Source organism: Moraxella sp. ZY210820 (assembly GCF_030674635.1).
GTDB lineage: Bacteria > Pseudomonadota > Gammaproteobacteria > Pseudomonadales > Moraxellaceae > Acinetobacter.
In genome coordinates, this window is record NZ_CP089978.1 from 282,873 (window position 1) to 302,038 (window position 19,166).

The window sequence follows — 19,166 nt, forward strand, 5'->3', positions numbered from 1 at the left end:
AAAGGGTAATGGGTATATTATAACTGAAAAGTATATTATATTTGTTAAAAATGAATAAAATAAACTGATTTAGGACTAATGATAGCATAACTTATTGAATAATATATTTATAATATTTTTAACTATTTTTGTAATATTTTCCCTAAATATTATCAATTTTGTTAGAATAAGATTATTTGAAATAAAAGGACAATCTAATGATTATTGAAATCGCTACTTTACCACCTGCTGTACAAGCGTGGGTTAAAACTTTGCCATTTGATGAAGAAATTCATTTAACCAAAACTAATGATAGCCTTGTGATTCAACAACCACTTTTTGATATAGAACGCATGAAACAAGCGATAAAAGGTTGTGAAACAAAGGAAGACGCATTGAAAAATGGTGTAGTTGTGCCTGATTTTAAAACCATAGAAGAGTTACAATATTGGACAAAACATTTACCTGCATTGGATAAATTAAAATATTAATCATCTGTAAAAATTCAAGCCTTATTTAGCACGTTGTTGCGATTTAATTTTATCCAACAAATCACGAATATGTTGAATATTGAGACTATCTTTGGCTCTGGTGCAAGCTACATACAGTAGGCGTAATTCTTCATCGCTGATTTTATAATCATGAGCATTCAGTTTAAATTGATAATCATCTTCCAAATGTACACGTTTCCATTCTAACCCCTTCGCCTTGTGTGCCGTAGAAATAATATAATCTGCCTGTTCAGTTGGTGTAATTTTGGCTAAGGCTTTTTTCAGTGGATCGGTGCCATGTTCATCAACCAATTTGACTAAGGTTTTTAAATCACTACCTTCGTTGGTTTCGCAATATTCATGCACATCATGCCATGAGTTAAACCATGCTAATTCTGGTACATCAACACTACGTTTGCCTTGTTTGAGCTGGCTTGATGCTTCAACAAAACGATTTAAACGTTGAATATCAGCTTGCAAAGCTACTTTATCGCCTGTGATTAAACCTGATAATAATAATTCCATCGCACGAGCATTGGTACGGCATAAAATGGCATCACGGGCTTTATGATGTGGACTGGTAATCACTTTGGATTGATGATTCGGATTGCCCAATAATGGTACTTTTTCGTCCAATGCTGATAAAAAATGATTAGCCACTTCAGCAATCGGCTCACCAAAACGGAAAGATGTGGTTAAACGACTTTCTGCTAAAGGCAATTTTTGCATAGCATTCACTGCACCACGCCACGCATAAATTTGTTGATGAGCATCGCCCACATAAATCACTTGAGTGTTTTTTTGTTTGAGTAAAATGCCCAACATCAATGGGTCAGCATCTTGGGCTTCATCGAACAAAATATAGTCGCATGGAATATTTGGTTCAGACAATGCCCATAATTTCAAATAAATATCATGCCCAATGCCTGCTTGATGTTGTGGATTAATCGAATCTAGCCAACGCCGTTCCAATGCAGGATAGAGATGTTGTTGCAAGTGTTCAATATCATCTTGATGTAACCAATCAGGGGCTTGTAAATGACGTGGTCCAGGATATTGCGATGCCGTTGAACAAAAATAACTCACGCCATTGGACACCACATTGGCTAATCGGCTAGGCATAAAGGTATATTTTTCATAACGTCCGCCCATCAAACGGCGTAAAGTAATTGGCTCAAGGCGATATTCTTGGGCTAAAAAACTTGGGCTAAGACGTGGCAAACGTAATTTATCGGTAATATTGCGTGGTACGCTGCGAAATGCCAATGAATGAAATGTCCGACAATTTACATTTTGATGGAATTTTTGTTGAGCTTCATCGGCAATTGATTTATTAAAAGCGAGATACATTCCCCGTTTGTGTTGCAAGGCTTGGCTCACCATTTGTAAAGTCGTGGTTTTACCTGTGCCAGCGTAGGCAATCACTTTAAAAGATTGTCCCTGTTGGGCTTGGTTAATGGCGGATAATTGCTCATCGGTTGGGGATAAATTGCTCATTTTATTACGATACTTATTAATGATGAATATTAAAGCTGTGATTTAAAATTTAAATCGGCAAATAATTGTTCATCAATATTTAAAAATGCCAAAAGGTATAAACATAAACCAGCAAATAATATTCCTAAATAGAAAAATAATGATGGTAATTGTTGATAAATAAGGAAATATGTTAAAAATGCAACAGCAGTATAAAGTAAAAATTGTTTTACCAATGGCATGATATAAAGGGTAATGACACGATGTTGTTGCTCAGTTTCGCCAATTTTACCACGAATTTTTAAGTTTAGACGTGTAAAAAATAACCATTTTGGATATAAAAACAATTCAAAATGATTTTGTTCAATATGTGTGACGCAAATTTGTTGGTTATTTTGATTTGAAAAAGAATTAGGTTGATGTTGAATATTTTGTAATCGTTCAACAATTTGTTGTGATGTTTCAGTACTATAAAATTTTTTCTTGTACATGATAGAATTTCCTATATCAATCAAAAATATTTAAACTTTGTTTTAATCGATGTATGCTATATCGATAGGCAATTATAAAACCAATACTAATACTTATAAAATAAGTAATAATGAAATGTATAGCAAAAGACGAAAAATCATAACACTGAAGTACACTTATAAGTATAAACATTTGAAAAATAAATATTTCTTTGGCTAAAGTTGCTTTGATTTCAATTTTACTTCCTCCTTGATAGGGTAAAGGTGATACCGTGCCATAAAAATTGACACCTAAAGCACCAAAATTCCATGTTCTAGCAGTTGCTCTAATGTGAAATGATGATTGTTCAATATGTCCAAACCATGATTTTTGACGAGAATAGGAAATAAAATTTTTCCAAGAAATATCATCGCCTATCTGTTGTGATAAGCGAGATAAAACTTGTTCAGGTAATTCTGAACTGCGTAATTGTGCAGAAAATAAACCTTTCATATTGAAAATTATTTGCTACGATTTGCCTTTTCCACCAAACCAGATAAACCTTGACGGCGAGCCAATTCATCAAGCACGAGTTGTGGACTTAAATCAAAATAACCGAGCATGACGATACTATGAAACCATAAATCCGCCACTTCATAAATTAAATCATTTTTATTGGCTTCGCTACGTTCATGTTGATAATTTTTAGCAGAAATAATACTTTCTACACTTTCTTCACCGACTTTTTCTAAAATCTTATTCAGCCCTTTACGATATAAATTCGCCACATAAGATTCATCAGCATTGGCGGATTTACGTTCAATCATCAATTTGGCTAAATAGTCTAATACATCAACCGTTTCATCAGTGTTGTTTTTTTGTTCGCTACTGTGGATAAGTTGCGATTTATCCGCATGATTATTTTGATAAATCTCATCAGGATTTTTCAGTTGAGCATCAACAATTTGCCAACCATCTGCGGTCAGTTTGCGATAAAAACAGCTTTCTCGCCCAGTATGACAGGCAATGCCACCGTGCTGTTCAATCATCAAAATAATCACATCAGCATCGCAATCGAGACAGATTTCATGCACGGTTTGAAAATGCCCAGACTCTTCGCCTTTGTGCCATAATTTTTGTCGTGAACGAGAATAATACACCGCTTGATTTTTTTCTACGGTCAATTGTAAGGCTTCTTGATTTTGCCAAGCGACCATCAACACTCGCCCTGTTTGATAATCTTGGGCAATCGCTGGAATTAAGCCATCAGCGTTAAATTTTACTTCGTTGAGCCAAGTTGTCATGAATATTCTCTATTGATTATTGATGTCAATATTGTAGCATAACTATAAGATGAATTTTATGAAAAAGTCATGGTAATTGCATTATAAAAAAATATCTATTTGATTTTATTAAATATTTTTAGTCTTTCAATGTTATTTATTAAAAATAAATTTTAACTAAATCAATCAGTTATCTACATAGTGAGATTGCTCTGTGAAGAATTTAATTTTATAGACCAATCGCATGAGTGAGTTAAATTTGTTTTTATATCTAATCTATTCCGTAAAGAAGTTTTTGACGCTCAAAAAGTAAACTGGACTGGTTCGATTATTCTTACTCGTCCAGTAAGTTTTACGTTTGGAATGGATTTTATAATACAAAAAATGACTACATATTAATCTAATAATTAAATTTTAGTTTATTATTTATCTACCAAATTGTGATTATTATTGACATTTTTTTTTTTTTTTTAATTATAATGCTTTGTAAATATTTTATGGTGAGTAAATTCAATGCTTTTAGATTTTGGACTCTCATCTCAAGATTTTAGAGATGGATATTTATATAAACAGCCAAAATTATTCAAGGGTGCTGTGAAAAATCTGGATATTTCTTGGACAGAAATCAATGAAATTTATCAACGTGCTAATCCTATAGATGAGTTATTTCGTTTACGAAAAGGGGAAGTTGTTCCTGTATCTGAATATGTAGAAAGTTTTGATGATATAGGGCGTACTCGTTATCGTTTTATTAAACCTGCGATATATCATCATATGAAAAATGGAGCAACGATTGTCTATAATCGTATTAACAATGAGCCTTTTGTGGATAATTTGGCTAAACAAGTTGCTCAATTTGCCAATGCTCCGACAGTAACAAGTGGCTATTTAGCATTTGGTTCAGATGCTTCATTTAAATCTCATTGGGATACTCGAGATGTATATGCTATTCAGTTGATTGGGAAAAAGCATTGGTCTTTATATAAGCCAAATTTTGAAAATCCATTGTATATGCAACAAGCGAAAGATATGGATATAGAGGAGCCAACTATTCCTGATATGGAAGTTGTGTTAGAAGCTGGCGATGTTTTATATATTCCTAGAGGTTGGTGGCATAATCCTGTACCAATGGATTGTGAAACTTTTCATTTAGCAGTTGGAACGTTTGCACCGACAGGTTATGATTATATTGAATGGTTGATGAAAAAATTCCCAAATATTTCATCTATTCGCCATAATTTAGATGATTGGCAATATGACCTACATAATTTAAATGCGACAGCAACTGCGATTACGGATATGATAAATGACCGTGAAAATTATGATAAATTTATGCAGGAATATTTTGCTAATTATCGTATAGATAGTGCATTTAATATGCAAATTTTTGGTAATAAAAATGCCAATGATATTTCATTAGATGCTTTAATTACCTTAAATGAGATTGATTGTAGAACTATCGATAAAGGTTATTTAATTGCAAATGGCACGAAAATCAATATTGATGAGAGCAGTCGTCAGTTATTAAATTTAATTTCTGTAAAATATCAAATTAAATTGTCTGATATTATTCATCAATTAAATGATGTTGATGAAGATAAAATTAAACAGTTGATTTATCATTTAGCAGAATTAGATATTGTTGAGGTAAATGATAGTGATGAAAAAGCTCTTTAAATTTTGTTATTTATTCGTATGTTGCTTTTTTCTTTTATTTATTGTACGTACAGAAAGTTTAGATGAAATATATTACCAACAGGATTACCATTGGTTATATATAAGTTTAGTATTTTCTGTGATAATTAGTTCTTGTTATACCTTTTTAAAGGTGAGTAAATAATGCGTGAATTATCTATTTATGAGTTAAATTTAGTTAGTGGAGCTAAAGTATTAGAAAACTTGGCTTCATCTGCTAGTACATATGGTGAAGCTGCATTAGTTGGTGCAGTGATTTCTCAAGCTCCCAAAGTGCCTATTTCTATGACTATGACAGCAGGGCAAGGTGCTATGGCTGGTGTGGGAGTTTATGCGGCTGCACGTGGTGGTTGGGCTGTTGGTACATGGTTAAATGAAAATACACCTATTCAAGATTGGTTGGCTACTGGTATTGATAAAATTACTGGTTTAGATAAACAGGCTAATAGTCAAAATGATAAATCAGGTAGTAATTACGGAGATGCACCTAAAAAATAGTAGTTTTTAGGGTAAGATTATGTCTAATCTATTCCGCAAAGAAGTATTTGATGCTCAAAAAGTAAACTGGACGGGTTCGATTATTTTGACTCGTCCAGTCAGTTTTACTTTTTTAACTTGTTGTGCTTTGGCGGTTGGTTTAGTATTGGTTGCCTTTGCTATTTGGGGCGAATATACCAAACGCAGTACGGTTAAAGGGCAACTGATACCACAATCAGGCTTGGTACAAGTCTATGCTTTACAACAAGGTATTATTAGCGAAAAATACGTTTTTGAAGGAAAAACCGTGCAGGCAGGCGAAGCCTTGTATAAAATTTCACTCACTCGCCACACTGAAAATGGCGATATTGCTCAAGCCTTACAGCAACAAATTAAACTTAAAGAGCAAACTTTACGTCAAGAAATTGCTCGTAATCAACAAGTCCACCAGCAAGAAAAACAGAGTACTGAAAACCAAATTCAACGTTTAAAAAATGATATTTTACAACTTGATGGGCAAATTAATGCTCAACATCAACGTATTGACTTGGCGGAAAATAATGTTAAGCGTTATTCAAGTGCGTATCAAGAAAATATTGTCTCTCAAGAAGAATTAGAATACCGTAAAGCTGAAGTATTTAGCCAAAATGAAAAATTAACAACTTTAAAACGTGAAAAGCAAAATTTAGAAAAACAACTCAAAGAACAAGAAATTAATTTACAACGTTTAAATGCTCAATATCAAGTGCAACAAGCCCAGTTTCAACGAGCATTGGTCAATAATCAACAAGAATTGATTGAAAATCAAGCCCAACAATCGATTATTATTAAAGCGAATACTAGCGGAACGGTTAGCACGGTCAATGCAGATATAGGGCAAGTGGTGGATAATAATAAGCCTTTGTTAAGCATTTTACCGCAAGATAATATTTTAATTGCTCAACTGTATGTGCCTAGTCGTGCCATTGGTTTTATAAAAACTGGCGATAATGTGTTATTACGTTATCAGGCGTATCCCTATCAAAAATTTGGACACGCTCAAGCAGAAATTATTTCGGTAGCCAAAACGGCACTGGCAGGGCAGAATTTACCTACAATCGGAACAGTTTCTTTAACCGAACAAATGAATAATGAACCTTTATATATTGTGCGTGCAAAATTAGAAAAACAACACATTCAAGCCTATGGCGAACATATGCCTTTACAAGTGGGCATGATGTTAGAAGGCGATATATTACACGAAACAAGAAAACTTTATGAATGGGTTTTAGAGCCATTATATAGCATTACTGGAAAAATTTAATATTTTAAACATGGAATAAGTCTATCATGAATATTTTACAAAATATTGCTTTGGGTTTTGGTCGTAAATTACCTGTGATTTTGCAAACTGAAAATGCTGAATGTGGTTTAGCCTGTATTGCGATGATTGCTAATTATTATGGCTATCATACAGATTTATTTAGTTTAAGACAAAAATATCCGATTTCACAAAAAGGAGCGACTTTACATACATTGATTAAAATATCACAAAATATTAAACTCAATACCCGCCCTTTAAAGTTAGAACTCGATGAGCTAAAAGAATTACGCACACCTTGTATTTTACATTGGGATTTAAATCATTTTGTGGTATTAAAATCTGTTAGTTTAAATAAAATAACCATGATTGACCCTGCATCAGGTTTAAAAATTTTAACATTTGATGATGTGTCAAAACATTTTACAGGCATTGCTTTAGAAGTTTGGGCGGATAATGATTTTGAGAAAAAGGAAGAAAAAACACAAATTAGAATTTTTAAATTATTTGGAGAAATTCGTGGATTATGGAAATCGTTAAATCAGATTTTGATTTTGGCGATTGTTTTAGAAATTTTTGCTTTAACTAGTCCGTTTTTCATGCAATGGGTGATTGACCATGCCATTGTATCAGCCGATTTAAATTTATTAACCACACTTGTGATTGGTTTTGGTTTGTTGATGTTTTTAACACAACTGATTAGCCTATTACAAGCGTGGATTGTGATGTATTTGGCAACCACACTTAATGTACAATGGAAAGCCAATATTTTTAATCATTTAATTCATTTACCTAGTTCATTTTTTCAAAAAAGGCATTTGGGCGATATTATTTCTCGTTTTGGTTCGATTGATAGCATTCAATCTACTTTAACCACCAGTTTTTTGACCGCCATTTTGGACGGTTTAATGACGATTTTTACCTTAATTTTGATGTTTTTTTATAGTCCAACTTTGGCTTGGATTGCCATTGGTGCAATGGCGATTTATGGACTTTTAAGATGGGCTTGGTATATGCCACTTAGACGAGCAAGTGAAGAGCAAATTATTCATAGTGCCAAACAAAGCAGTCATTTTATGGAAACTATGCGTGGTATCCGTGCGATTAAACGTTTTGATAAACAAACTTTACGCCAAAATACTTGGCAAACTTTATTCGTTAATCAAATCAATGCAGGATTAAAAACGCAAAAATTAGGCTTAGCATTTGGTTTTGTTAATGGAATTATTTTTGGTTTAGAAAATCTGATTATCATTTATTTAGGAGCAAGTTATGTGATTGATGGTACGTTTACGGTGGGTATTTTAATGGCATTTATTGCCTATAAAAAACCAATTTGGTGGGCGAGTGAGTAGTTTAATTGATAAATTTGTACAAGTTAAAATGCTATCTTTGCATGGTGAGCGATTGGCTGATATTGTCTTAACCGAAAAAGAAAAGCAAGAATTTATATTAGATGAACCAAAAATGGAACAATATGATATTGAAGTGAAAAATCTATCATTTAAATATAGTGATGATGAACCGAATATTATTGAAAATTTCAGTTTTTATATCAAAGAAAATTCATCGGTTGCGATTGTTGGGGCAACTGGTTGCGGTAAAAGCACCTTAATGAGTTTATTATTAGGGGAACTCACTGCCAATGGCGGAGAAATTAAAATTGCAGGAAAAATAATCAAAAATATGAGCGATGTGAATTCATTAAACTGCGTGGCGTGCGTGAGTCAAGATGATGTTTTATTTGCAGGCAGTTTACTTGAAAATATCAGTTTTTTTGATGATAAATTGGATAGAGATTGGGCTGAAACCTGTGCCAAGATGGTCGGTATTCACGATGAAATTATGGCAATGCCAATGAATTATCAAACTTTAGTAGGAGATATGGGAAGTGTATTGTCAGGTGGGCAAAAACAGCGGATTTTTATTGCCCGTGCATTGTATAAAAAACCAAAAATCTTATTTTTGGACGAAGCAACTAGTCATCTAAATATTGAAAAAGAAAGAGAAATTAATGAAATGATTAAATCTTTAAATATCACAAGAGTAATGATTGCCCATCGCCCAGAAACCATAGCAAGTGCTGATGAAGTTATTGATTTAACATAAGGGTAAATTAACGTGAGTTTGGTTTAAATTTAATATTGTAACTCATTGAAATAAATAAAGATTAAGTAGTGTGCGTATTACGCACAATTTCGATGAAAACTTGTAAAATGTGCGTGGCACGCACACTACTTCTCATCTGTTTAGGTATTGGGTCAAAAAATATTTCTTTCATTTACAACGCCATTGTTTTTAAACGTAAGGCATTCAACAACACAAAAACTGATGATAGAGCCATTGCTCCAGCAGCTAACATTGGTGATAATAGTACGCCAAAAAATGGATAAAGTATGCCCATCGCAATTGGAATCAGTAAAATATTATAAATAAACGCCCAAAATAAATTTTGGCGAATATTATTTAAGGTAGCTCGGCTTAAATCAATCGCTTTATATACACCTGATAATTGCCCAGACATCAACACTACATCAGCGGTTTCAATAGCAATATCTGTTCCTGTACCAATGGCAATGCCAATATCGGCTTGAGCAAGAGCAGGAGCATCATTTATGCCATCACCAACAAACGCAATTGTTTGATAACGTTGCTGTAATTGTTGAATAGCATTGACTTTGGCTTCGGGCAGTACATTGGCAATCACTTCATCGATGCCTAATTGTTGAGCAATATAATCCGCTGTTTGTTGATGGTCGCCTGTAATCATGGCAATTTTAAAACCATCTGCTTTTAAGCGTTGAATGCTATCATAAGTGCTTGATTTTAAACTGTCGCTTACAGCTGAAATAGCGACAATATGCTGTTCAATCGCAACCAAAATAGGTGTTTTACCTTGTTTAGTCAAACGTTGTATTTGATTTTGATAAGGCGAAATATCCAAGCCAAGCTGTTGCATATAACGTTCTGCACCGACAAATACTGCATGATTATCTATCATAGCGTGTAAGCCATAACCAATGACATCACGCACATCATCAAGTTCAAGCAATTCAAGGTTCATTTCACGGGCAACATTAACAATCGCTTGAGCAATCGGATGCTGTGATTTCGCTTCCATTGACGCAACCCATTGTAAAATTTGATATTCATCAATATTACTAAAACATTCAAAATCGCTTAAAGTAGGTTGTCCTGTGGTCAGCGTTCCTGTTTTATCGAACGCAATCACTTTGCATTGTTGTAAATGTTGTAATGAATCACTTTGACGAAATAAAATTCCATGTTCTGCACCTCGTGTTAAACCGAGCATAATCGATATAGGCGTGGCTAATCCCATCGCACAAGGGCAAGCAACAATCAATACCGCAACCATATTGACTAAAGCAAAATGTATGCCTAGTTGTGGTGCAAATATTAACCATGCAATGAGTGTTATGATCGCAAATAACATCACCGTAGGTACAAAATATAGCGTAATTTTATCCACTAAATGTTGAATTGGCAGTTTTCGACTTTGAGCTTGTTCGACCATATTCATCATTTGTGCTAATACAGATTGCTGTCCAACCGTTGTGGCTTGAATATGTAAAATCGCTGTTTGATTAATAGTACCACCAATGACCGTATCACCTATATTTTTGGTTACAGGCATAGATTCGCCAGTCATCATCGCTTCATCAACATAGCTTTGTCCTGATTGCACAATACCATCAACTGCAATACGTTCACCTGCACGCACTTCAACTAAATCGCCAGTAACAATATCATCAATATCTACATCAACCCATTGATTTTTCTGATAAACACGAGCTGTTTTAACTTGTAAATCCATCATTTTGACAATCGCTTGAGAAACTTGTCCTTTGGCTTTAGTTTCGATATAACGTCCAATTAAAATCAGCGTGATAATGACTGCAGTCGCTTCATAATAAACATAAGTCATCTGTTCAGGTAACAGTTGCGGTATAAAAGTGGCAATCACAGAATAGGCATAAGCTGATAATGTACCAATCGCAACCAGACTATTCATATCAGGCATAAAACGCAATAGAGCAGGAATACCCAATTGATAAAAACGCCGACCTGCAAAAATTAATACTATAGTGGCTAAAATAAACTCAAAAATCCATAAATGTTGATGACTGATGAGATTCATGATTGCATGATGTAAAGGCGGATAGAGATGCCCCCCCATTTCAATGATAAAAATCGGCAGTGTAAAAATACCTGCAATGATTGATTCACGTTTGAGTTGTTGTAATTCTTGTTGCTGTTGTTGTGTGATGGTTACTGGTGGATGGTTTTGATTTTTTTCGATTAAATTCGCTTGATAGCCAAGTTGAGCAATTTTATCGATAATAAGTTGTGCTTCAATAGGGGCAGAGCTATCAATACGAGTTTTATGGGTTGTAGGGTGAATAAATACATCATCAACACCTTCAATTTCACGTAACATTTTTTCAGTTTTGCTGACACAACCTGCACAACGTAATCCTGTAATATTAAATTCAAGTCGTTGGGCGATAATCGGTTGAAAACCTAAATCACGCACAGTTTGTAATAACAATTCAAGTTCAATCGGCTCACGACTATAAATGGTTGCTTTTTTATCATGTAAATGAATATTCACTTGTTCAACGTACTGAATGTCGTTTAATTTTTTTTCTATTTTTGCAACACAAGAGCTACAAGACATTCCTTGAATAAAAAATGATTGTTGATATAAAGATGATGGTTGTGTTGTATTCATAGACTTGATTTAATCCGTTGCTGATGATTGAAAATTATAAGTCTAAATCCTGTAAAAGTCGATTTTATCGTAATACATTTATGAAAAAAAATGAGATTTTGATAACACATTGCAAAAATAATTAAAGATACACGCTGAAACATATCCACAATAGTGTAAAATTAGAGTATGATTTGCACCGTTTTATATTTTACGATTTGATTAAGGTTCATTATGTCTTGGTTTCCACAATGGCGAGCTTATAAAGGCGATTTAAATCAACAAGCAGTTGCTCCCGATGAATATTTACCTCCTGCACAAAGTATCGTATTAGGTTTACAACACGTTTTAGCAATGTTCGGTGCAACGGTACTTGCTCCTTTATTGATGGGTTTTGATGCCAACTTAGCCATTTTAATGAGTGGTATTTGTACAATTTTATTCTTTATCATGACAGGCGGACGTGTACCAAGTTATTTAGGTTCATCATTTGCCTTTATCGGTGTGGTGGCAGCAGCGACTGCTCATGCAACAGGTGCTGGGGCAAATCCTAATATCTCGGTTGCTTTAGGTGGAATTATTGCTTGTGGTTTATTATACGCCGTGATTGGTAGTATCGTGATGGCAACAGGCACAAAATGGATTGAGAATTTAATGCCACCTGTGGTAACAGGTGCGGTGGTCATGATTATTGGTCTAAACCTTGCTCCGATTACTGTGAAAAGTGTGGCAGGTCAGCCGTTTGAATTGGTGATGACTTTAGTTACTGTATTATGTATGAGTGTCATTGCGGTCTTTACCAAAGGTTTATTACAACGTTTGCTATTATTGGTCGGTTTAATCATGGCGTATGTGATTTATGCGATTGTAGCAAATGGTTTAAATTTAGGCAAGCCGATTGATTTCGCTCCAATTGCTCAAGCTCCAATGTTTGGTTTACCAACACTTACTAGCCCAACATTTGATATGAATGCGATGTTAATTATCGCTCCTGTAGCATTTATTTTAGTGGCGGAAAATTTAGGGCATATTAAAGCGGTTGGTGCGATGACAGGCAAGGATTTAACGCCACAATTAGGTAAAGCTTTTGTTGCTGATGGTGTGGCAACTATGTTCTCTGGTAGTGTCGGTTCAACAGGTATGACTACTTATGGCGAAAATATTGGTGTGATGGCAGTTACACGTGTATATTCAACCATTATTTTTGTGATAGCTGGTATTTTTGCCATTATTTTAGGTTTATCTCCAAAATTTGGTGCTTTAATTCAAACGATTCCTACTCCTGTATTGACAGGTGCGTCAATTGTGGTATTTGGTTTAATTACCATTGCAGGTGCAAAAATCTGGATTGATAATCGTGTTGATTTTTCTAATAATAAAAATTTAATGGTTGGTGCTGTAACCATTATTTTAGGAACAGGCGATTTCGGGTTGATGATTGGTAGCTTTAATTTGGGAGGTATTGGTACAGCAACTTTTGCAGCGATTATTTTGCATTGGTTCTTGAACCTACGAGAAAATAAATCGTCAAATTAAGTTTATTATACAGCTAAAACAAGGGCAAAATTGAATGTTAATTTTGCCCTTGTTATTTGTGTGATGGTGGTATATTAATTCAACCTAAAAATTGGTACAGGATTGTAGGGGCAAATCACATTTGCCCTTATGCAGACCTTGTGTTTATTGGGCGAATATGATTCGCCCCTACGACACAATGGTGAGTTTTGTACCAGTTCTTAAGTTCTTTGATTATATTAAAATTTAAAATTCACACCTAAACTAAAATTACGCCCCATTTGTGGAATGTTGGCTAAGAATGATGAATGTGAATACATTGGACGGTCGAATAAATTATTACCTTTAAAGAAAATATCATATTCAAATTGATTTGCCCATGTACGCTGATAGTTTAGCCCTACATTCATAATCGTATGTCCAGCCGTTTTGGTTTCAAAATCAGCATAATGTTTTTGGTCAAAGGTGCGTAATGCTTCAACTGAGCCTGTAAATCCATCGCCAAAATTAGCTTTAAAACGTGCACCAATACGATGAGCTGGCATACGTGGTGCATTTTGTGTTTCAATTTTACCACGCACTAAATCGCCAAATACACCTAGATGATAACGTGGCGTAAGTTGTGTATTCATATCAAAATTGAGACCATAAAATTTCGCATCAGCTTGAGCATAACGGATTAAGCGTAAATTTTCATGTCTATCTAAAGTTTGAGCATAGAGATAGCCATCATAATCCTTATAAAAACCTGTTAATTTATAATCATTTACATCAGTTTTATAATGGAAACCGAGTTCAAAATTATTTGATTTTTCAGGATTTAAACGTTGATGAACAGCATTATTTACCGCTAGTTGATATTGGTCATTACCATATTCCCATGTACTACTTGCCAAATGTGCTCCTAAAGCATACATTTCTAATGCAGTTGGAATACGTTGTTGATGAGTCGCTGAAACTGTCCATTTAAAGTGTGGTGTGATATGCCAATCTAAACCTGTACCATAAGAATAGGCAGTTTTCTTGTAATTTTGCATGGTTTTATCGGTGGTATCAATTTTATGATGCTCGACTCGTCCTGCAAATGACCAATCAATATTATCCCAGTTCAGGCGTTCTACCGCAAACAATGCAAGACGATTAGTCGTTACTTGCTGAAGTAATGATTCTTCGCCCGTAATACTCATGGTATTTTTGCCGAGTTGTACACCAATATGACCTGTTAAATTACCAATCGGTTGATGGGTTAATTCTAGACGTGTATTGTAGCCTTTATTTTTAAAGAAACTGACGGGTTCATCTTCCACTTCGTCATGCTGATAATCGGTATAATCAGCAGTTAAACGGATTTTTTCAATACCTGTGAATGGTTGATGATATTCTGCTTGTAGGTCATAACGCTTTGATTTTAAATCAACAATTGGGTCAGCGTGTTCATGTTCTTCATCATCGTGATGGTCGTGGTCATCGTGTGCGACACAAATACCGTTTTCAATATGGAATTTATCAAGTTGATTTTCATCGGGGTGGCAATCGTGATATTCATGGCTATGTCCAGGTAAACCATATTGGTCTTTACGTTCAGTATAAGCCACGCCAATAAAACCTTTATCACCAATCCATGATAAACCTACACTACCTGAAGTTGATTCTGCCATAGTATTTTCAACAGGCGTGGCATTTTCAGCACGATAATTATTGGCTTTACGATGTAAACCTTGTAAACGTAAAGCAACATTAGAACCTAAGCCTACACTTACCCCTGCATGACCGAGTTTTTCATCGTTACCTGTATTAAAACGTAAACCAACTTCACCTTCTAGTGCTTTGTTGGGCATTTGTCTTAAAATTTTATCGTCATTGACATTAACCACTGCACCTGTAATACCAGAGCCGTAACGTAATACATCAACACCATAAATGACATCGACATTTTTGGCTAAAGTCGCATCTACCACAACAGCATGGTCAGGAGAAGTATGCGACATATCCACGACATCAGCACCATTTTGTAAAATCTTAATGCGATGACTATCTTGTCCATGAATGACAGGAGCTGACGCACCACCACCAAATTGATTCGCATGAATACCTGTTTGTGTTGATAAAATATCGCCTAAGTTACTGGCATTCTGCTTTAAAGTTTGGCTATCGACATAAAGATGGCGGTTGTCATTTGCAGTTGCAGTAACCTCAATGGTGTCCAATGCTAAGATGGGTTGTTCAGCCCAAACCATTGAGTTACAACCTAAACCCAAAAGAGCAATCATTAATTTGTGTTTGGCAATACGCCGTTTGAGCCATAACTTTTTGCTCAAGAAATGAAAATATGAAAACATCATTTGCTATCTCACATTATAGATAAAATTGTTGCTATAGATGGAAAATAATAACATACTTTATGTATGGATATAGGTATTATAATGGGTTTATTTGTTGCTGTAAACAAGAATTGTTATCAATAATAGTAATTTGATTAAAAGATTTTTTTAATTCTACTCGTCTAGAGCCTTAACAATATAGGGTGAAAATTCCACCCTATAATGCATGATTTATTTCTGATGGAGAATGCAATGATTAGCCATAATTGAGTAATACTAAACTTAAAGCTAATACGCCCATACCAGAGACTAAGCCATAGACGGTTTCATGTCCTTCACCGTATTCTTTAGCAGCAGGTAATAACTCATCTAAAGCTAAGAACACCATCACACCGCCAATAATACCAAATACCCAACCATAAACCCATGGACTCATAATTGGAGCTAAGATTGCATAACCTAAAATCGCACCCAAAGGCTCGGCTAAACCAGAAATAAAGGTTGCAAGTAAAGCTAATTTTTTACTTTTGGTCGCCATATAAACAGGTAAAGCGATAGCAATACCTTCAGGAATATTGTGAATTGAAATAGCAACTGCTAATGGAGCACCCAAAGTTGGACTTTCTAAAGTCGCAAAAAAAGTTGCTAAGCCTTCAGGTAAATTATGTGCAGTAATGGCGAATAATGTAAGTAAACCAATGCGGTTTAAACGGCGTTGGTCTATATCTTGGTTATTTTCAATAATGACGTGAGGATTTGGTACGCAACGGTCAAGTACAATCACTGCAACCATACCAAGTAAAAAAGCAATAGTGCCATAACTAAAAGCATGTTGTTGAGTTAGAACTTCAGAGAAAGAATCAACAGATTTGTTTAAAATCTCAGTTAAAGAGACATAAACCATTGCACCTGCAGAAAAAGCTAAACCAAAGGCTAAAGTACGATGGCTTGGTTGTTTGTGAAACAAAACCAAAAAGCCTCCAATTACAGTGGCAAGCCCTGCTAATAAAGTTACACTCAGTGCAGTTAAAACTTCAATACTTATAAAATTCATTTAATCTATCATTATTTAAAAATGAATTATTATAAATAATAAATTCCTTGATTTAAAGTGGGTTTTACAAAACAATATCAATCATTTCAGAAATAAATAGTAGTGATTGTTTTGATAGAAATAGGGTTTATACAGATGTTGTATATTATTCACTAAAACACAATATATCATTTATTGTTAGATATGATAAAATACTGAGTTATATTTTAGAATTGGACAATAAATTTTGATTATCCAACGTTATTTAACCAAACAAGTGCTAGCAACATCGACCGTAGTCATTTTACTATTGACTGTAGTGATGATGGGTGGACGCTTGATTAAATATTTTGGTGTGGCGGCACAAGGTCGCTTAGATGCGAGTATTTTATTTAGCATTATTGGCTATCGCTTACCAGAATTTTTAACTTTGATTGTACCTTTAGGCTTTTTTATTGGATTAATGCTCGTGTTCGGTCGTTTATATGTCGAGCATGAAATGGCCGTACTGAATGCCAGTGGGGTAAGTCGTTGGAAATTATCACGTTTATTAGTGCCGATGACGGTTGGCTTTTTTGTGGTGCATGCTGTGTTGATGTTATGGGGTTCATCATGGGGTTTGCGTCAGTATGATAATTTAATTGCCAATCAAGCGGTGCGTTCTGGATTTGATTTGGTGCGTCCTAAAGAATTTATTTCTAGTGGGGCTTATACTATTTATGCAGGTTCATTATCCGATGACCGTAAAAATTTAAAAGATATATTTTTCTATCAACGAGCAGAAAAAGAAGGTCGCCCTGATGTATTGATTTTGGCACAGGAAGCAACACGCATTGAATTGAATAATGATACAGCAAGTGTGGTGGATTTAGTGAAAGGTCGCCGTTATGAAATTTTTCACGATAAACCACAATATACGCAAGCTGAATTTCAACATTATCGTTTACGTTTAGAAAATAAACAAAAGGAATTAGAAAGTCCTGAAGTTGAAGCCTTTACTTTAAAACAATTATGGGATAAACGTCATGAGCCTGTAGTGCGTAGCGAATTAGGTTGGCGGATTTCTGCACCATTTGTGATATTTTTAGCATTAGTATTGGCAACTGCTTTAGCAGAAGTCAATCCACGTCAAGGACGTTATTATAAATTATTCCCAGCGATTTTATTATTTGCAAGTCTAATTGTAGCATTAATGGCAGTCAAAACACGTATTGGTAAAGCACAAATGGATGTGTGGGCGTATCCTATGGTGTTTATGATTTATATTGGTATCACTTTACTGTTTTCTCGTAAAGCAAAATTAGCCGCCAAGCAGTCTTAAGAGAGATTTAAACCATGTTCGCAAAAAAAATCGTCGCAAAACATGTGGTTAGCACAACTTTAGTGGCAATGTTAGGAGCAACTTTGCTTTTGTCAGGATTACAAGTTCTGTTTACCTATTTAGGCGAGTTGGGCGATGTTAAAGGCGATTATACAGCAGGGAAAGCATTATTATATGTATTATGGGGTGCACCTTATTATTTATATGAAATTATTCCAATCGCCGCTTTAATTGGTGCGGTGGTCGGTTTAGGTAGTATGGCATCGAATAGTGAATTGGTTGTTATGCGTGCTTCGGGCATTAGTTTATGGCAAATTGTAGCTTGGGTCATGCGTTCTGCGGTGATTTTGGTCATTATTTCTTTGGCTTTGAGTGAATGGGTTATTCCTTATACCAGTGAACAAGCTAAAAAAGTAAAAGACCAACAATATGCAGCCAAGTTGGGTGAAGTGCGTGGTTATTGGACAAAAGAAGATAATCAATTTGTTTATATCGATTATGCCAATGCACGAGGACAATTACGTCATATACAAACTATGACTTTTAGTGAAGATTATTATTTAAATCAATGGCTGAATGCTAAACAAGGACAATTTGTACAAGAAGGTCAGTGGCGTTTATCAGATGTTACACAAACTAAATTACAGGATAATAATGCTTATCAACAAAAAATTGCTGAACGAGATTTAAATTTAGCGTTAAAACCTGAATATGTACATATGGTAACAATGGATGCTGATGATTTATCGCCAAGCCAATTAGTTAATCTAATGCAATATATAAGCCAATATGGTCAAGTGCCGAAACCTTATCAATTAGCATTTTGGCAAAAAGTCATGTCGCCTTTTGCTTTGATGGCATTGGTATTGATTGCTTGTTCCTTTATTTTTGGACCTTTACGCCAGCAGTCGATGGGATTTCGTTTAGTGATTGCTTTATTTACAGGCTTAGGCTTTTTCTATTTACAAGACTTTCTCGGCTATGCGAGTTTGGTGTATAGCCCATCGCCAGCTTGGTTTGTGTGTGTGCCAATTGTGTTGATGTTTTTGATTGGTGCATATCTACTACATCGTGCTAAATAGTCATTGTTGCT

At 34.7% G+C, this 19,166-nt stretch carries 14 protein-coding genes and 1 pseudogene; 8 read left to right on the forward strand and 7 right to left on the reverse strand.

Annotated elements, in window-relative coordinates; translation table 11 throughout:
* The first annotated feature begins 197 nt into the window (after window positions 1–197).
* Window positions 198–470 (forward strand): hypothetical protein, encoded by a 273-nt coding sequence (locus tag LU301_RS01420; protein ID WP_305271833.1) that lies wholly within the window; start codon window positions 198–200, stop codon window positions 468–470.
* Window positions 471–491: 21 nt separating this feature from the next.
* Here the strand turns inward: LU301_RS01420 and LU301_RS01425 are convergent, their stop codons facing one another.
* Genes LU301_RS01425 through hisIE form a run of 4 tightly spaced genes read right to left on the reverse strand, consistent with a single transcriptional unit; the run spans window position 492 to window position 3,700 of the window.
* The gene (locus LU301_RS01425) at window positions 492–1,967 is read right to left on the reverse strand and encodes a UvrD-helicase domain-containing protein (RefSeq protein WP_305271835.1); all 1,476 of its coding nucleotides are present in this window, start codon (window positions 1,965–1,967) and stop codon (window positions 492–494) included.
* 29 nt (window positions 1,968–1,996) lie between these two features.
* The gene (locus LU301_RS01430; RefSeq protein ID WP_305271837.1) at window positions 1,997–2,437 is read right to left on the reverse strand and encodes a hypothetical protein; all 441 of its coding nucleotides are present in this window, start codon (window positions 2,435–2,437) and stop codon (window positions 1,997–1,999) included.
* 16 nt (window positions 2,438–2,453) lie between these two features.
* Complete coding sequence (locus LU301_RS01435) at window positions 2,454–2,909, reverse strand: hypothetical protein (RefSeq protein WP_305271839.1); 456 nt, start codon at window positions 2,907–2,909, stop codon at window positions 2,454–2,456.
* Window positions 2,910–2,917: 8 nt separating this feature from the next.
* On the reverse strand, window positions 2,918–3,700 hold the full coding sequence (gene hisIE / locus LU301_RS01440; protein WP_305271841.1) for a bifunctional phosphoribosyl-AMP cyclohydrolase/phosphoribosyl-ATP diphosphatase HisIE: 783 nt from the start codon (window positions 3,698–3,700) through the stop codon (window positions 2,918–2,920).
* Window positions 3,701–4,192: 492 nt separating this feature from the next.
* Here hisIE and LU301_RS01445 point away from each other — a divergent pair, with 492 nt between their 5' ends.
* The 4 genes and pseudogenes from LU301_RS01445 to LU301_RS01460 all read left to right on the forward strand — a co-directional run bounded on the left by LU301_RS01445 (window position 4,193) and on the right by LU301_RS01460 (window position 9,260).
* Window positions 4,193–5,356 carry a JmjC domain-containing protein gene (locus tag LU301_RS01445; RefSeq protein ID WP_305271843.1) on the forward strand — a complete coding sequence of 388 codons (1,164 nt, stop codon included), beginning with the start codon at window positions 4,193–4,195 and terminating at the stop codon, window positions 5,354–5,356.
* 162 nt (window positions 5,357–5,518) lie between these two features.
* Entirely contained in the window at window positions 5,519–5,872 is a 354-nt protein-coding gene (locus LU301_RS01450) for a hypothetical protein (RefSeq protein ID WP_305271845.1), read from the forward strand.
* Between the two features lie 16 nt (window positions 5,873–5,888).
* Entirely contained in the window at window positions 5,889–7,154 is a 1,266-nt protein-coding gene (locus tag LU301_RS01455; RefSeq protein WP_305273905.1) for an HlyD family secretion protein, read from the forward strand.
* A gap of 26 nt (window positions 7,155–7,180) precedes the next feature.
* Window positions 7,181–9,260, forward strand: a pseudogene (locus LU301_RS01460) (peptidase domain-containing ABC transporter).
* Window positions 9,261–9,432: 172 nt separating this feature from the next.
* Here the strand turns inward: LU301_RS01460 and LU301_RS01465 are convergent.
* Window positions 9,433–11,904, reverse strand: a complete 2,472-nt coding sequence (locus LU301_RS01465) for a heavy metal translocating P-type ATPase (RefSeq protein ID WP_305271848.1) — start codon at window positions 11,902–11,904, stop codon at window positions 9,433–9,435.
* A 210-nt stretch (window positions 11,905–12,114) separates the two neighbouring features.
* On the opposite strand from LU301_RS01465, the gene LU301_RS01470 reads away from it, so the two are divergent.
* Window positions 12,115–13,419: a solute carrier family 23 protein gene (locus LU301_RS01470; RefSeq protein WP_305273907.1), complete on the forward strand. Its 1,305-nt coding sequence runs from the start codon at window positions 12,115–12,117 to the stop codon at window positions 13,417–13,419.
* Between the two features lie 218 nt (window positions 13,420–13,637).
* On the opposite strand, the gene LU301_RS01475 is transcribed toward LU301_RS01470, so the two are convergent.
* Window positions 13,638–15,740, reverse strand: coding sequence for a TonB-dependent receptor domain-containing protein (locus tag LU301_RS01475; protein WP_305271850.1), 2,103 nt, complete (start codon window positions 15,738–15,740; stop codon window positions 13,638–13,640).
* Between the two features lie 235 nt (window positions 15,741–15,975).
* Window positions 15,976–16,773: a zinc transporter ZupT gene (gene zupT / locus LU301_RS01480; RefSeq protein WP_305271852.1), complete on the reverse strand. Its 798-nt coding sequence runs from the start codon at window positions 16,771–16,773 to the stop codon at window positions 15,976–15,978.
* 226 nt (window positions 16,774–16,999) lie between these two features.
* Here zupT and lptF point away from each other — a divergent pair, with 226 nt between their 5' ends.
* Together lptF and lptG are read left to right on the forward strand one after the other, a co-directional pair.
* On the forward strand, window positions 17,000–18,073 hold the full coding sequence (gene lptF, locus LU301_RS01485) for an LPS export ABC transporter permease LptF (RefSeq protein WP_305271854.1): 1,074 nt from the start codon (window positions 17,000–17,002) through the stop codon (window positions 18,071–18,073).
* Window positions 18,074–18,087: 14 nt separating this feature from the next.
* Window positions 18,088–19,155: an LPS export ABC transporter permease LptG gene (lptG, locus tag LU301_RS01490; RefSeq protein WP_305271856.1), complete on the forward strand. Its 1,068-nt coding sequence runs from the start codon at window positions 18,088–18,090 to the stop codon at window positions 19,153–19,155.
* The last annotated feature ends 11 nt before the right edge of the window (window positions 19,156–19,166 follow it).

What these genes read in the sequence shown, in the direction of transcription:
- LU301_RS01420 (WP_305271833.1), top strand. Translation starts at nt 198, where the DNA reads ATGATTATTGAAATCGCTACTTTACCACCTGCTGTACAAGCGTGGGTT.
- LU301_RS01425 (WP_305271835.1), bottom strand. Translation starts at nt 1,967, where the DNA reads ATGAGCAATTTATCCCCAACCGATGAGCAATTATCCGCCATTAACCAA.
- LU301_RS01430 (WP_305271837.1), bottom strand. Translation starts at nt 2,437, where the DNA reads ATGTACAAGAAAAAATTTTATAGTACTGAAACATCACAACAAATTGTT.
- LU301_RS01435 (WP_305271839.1), bottom strand. Translation starts at nt 2,909, where the DNA reads ATGAAAGGTTTATTTTCTGCACAATTACGCAGTTCAGAATTACCTGAA.
- hisIE (WP_305271841.1), bottom strand. Translation starts at nt 3,700, where the DNA reads ATGACAACTTGGCTCAACGAAGTAAAATTTAACGCTGATGGCTTAATT.
- LU301_RS01445 (WP_305271843.1), top strand. Translation starts at nt 4,193, where the DNA reads ATGCTTTTAGATTTTGGACTCTCATCTCAAGATTTTAGAGATGGATAT.
- LU301_RS01450 (WP_305271845.1), top strand. Translation starts at nt 5,519, where the DNA reads ATGCGTGAATTATCTATTTATGAGTTAAATTTAGTTAGTGGAGCTAAA.
- LU301_RS01465 (WP_305271848.1), bottom strand. Translation starts at nt 11,904, where the DNA reads ATGAATACAACACAACCATCATCTTTATATCAACAATCATTTTTTATT.
- LU301_RS01475 (WP_305271850.1), bottom strand. Translation starts at nt 15,740, where the DNA reads ATGATGTTTTCATATTTTCATTTCTTGAGCAAAAAGTTATGGCTCAAA.
- zupT (WP_305271852.1), bottom strand. Translation starts at nt 16,773, where the DNA reads ATGAATTTTATAAGTATTGAAGTTTTAACTGCACTGAGTGTAACTTTA.
- lptG (WP_305271856.1), top strand. Translation starts at nt 18,088, where the DNA reads ATGTTCGCAAAAAAAATCGTCGCAAAACATGTGGTTAGCACAACTTTA.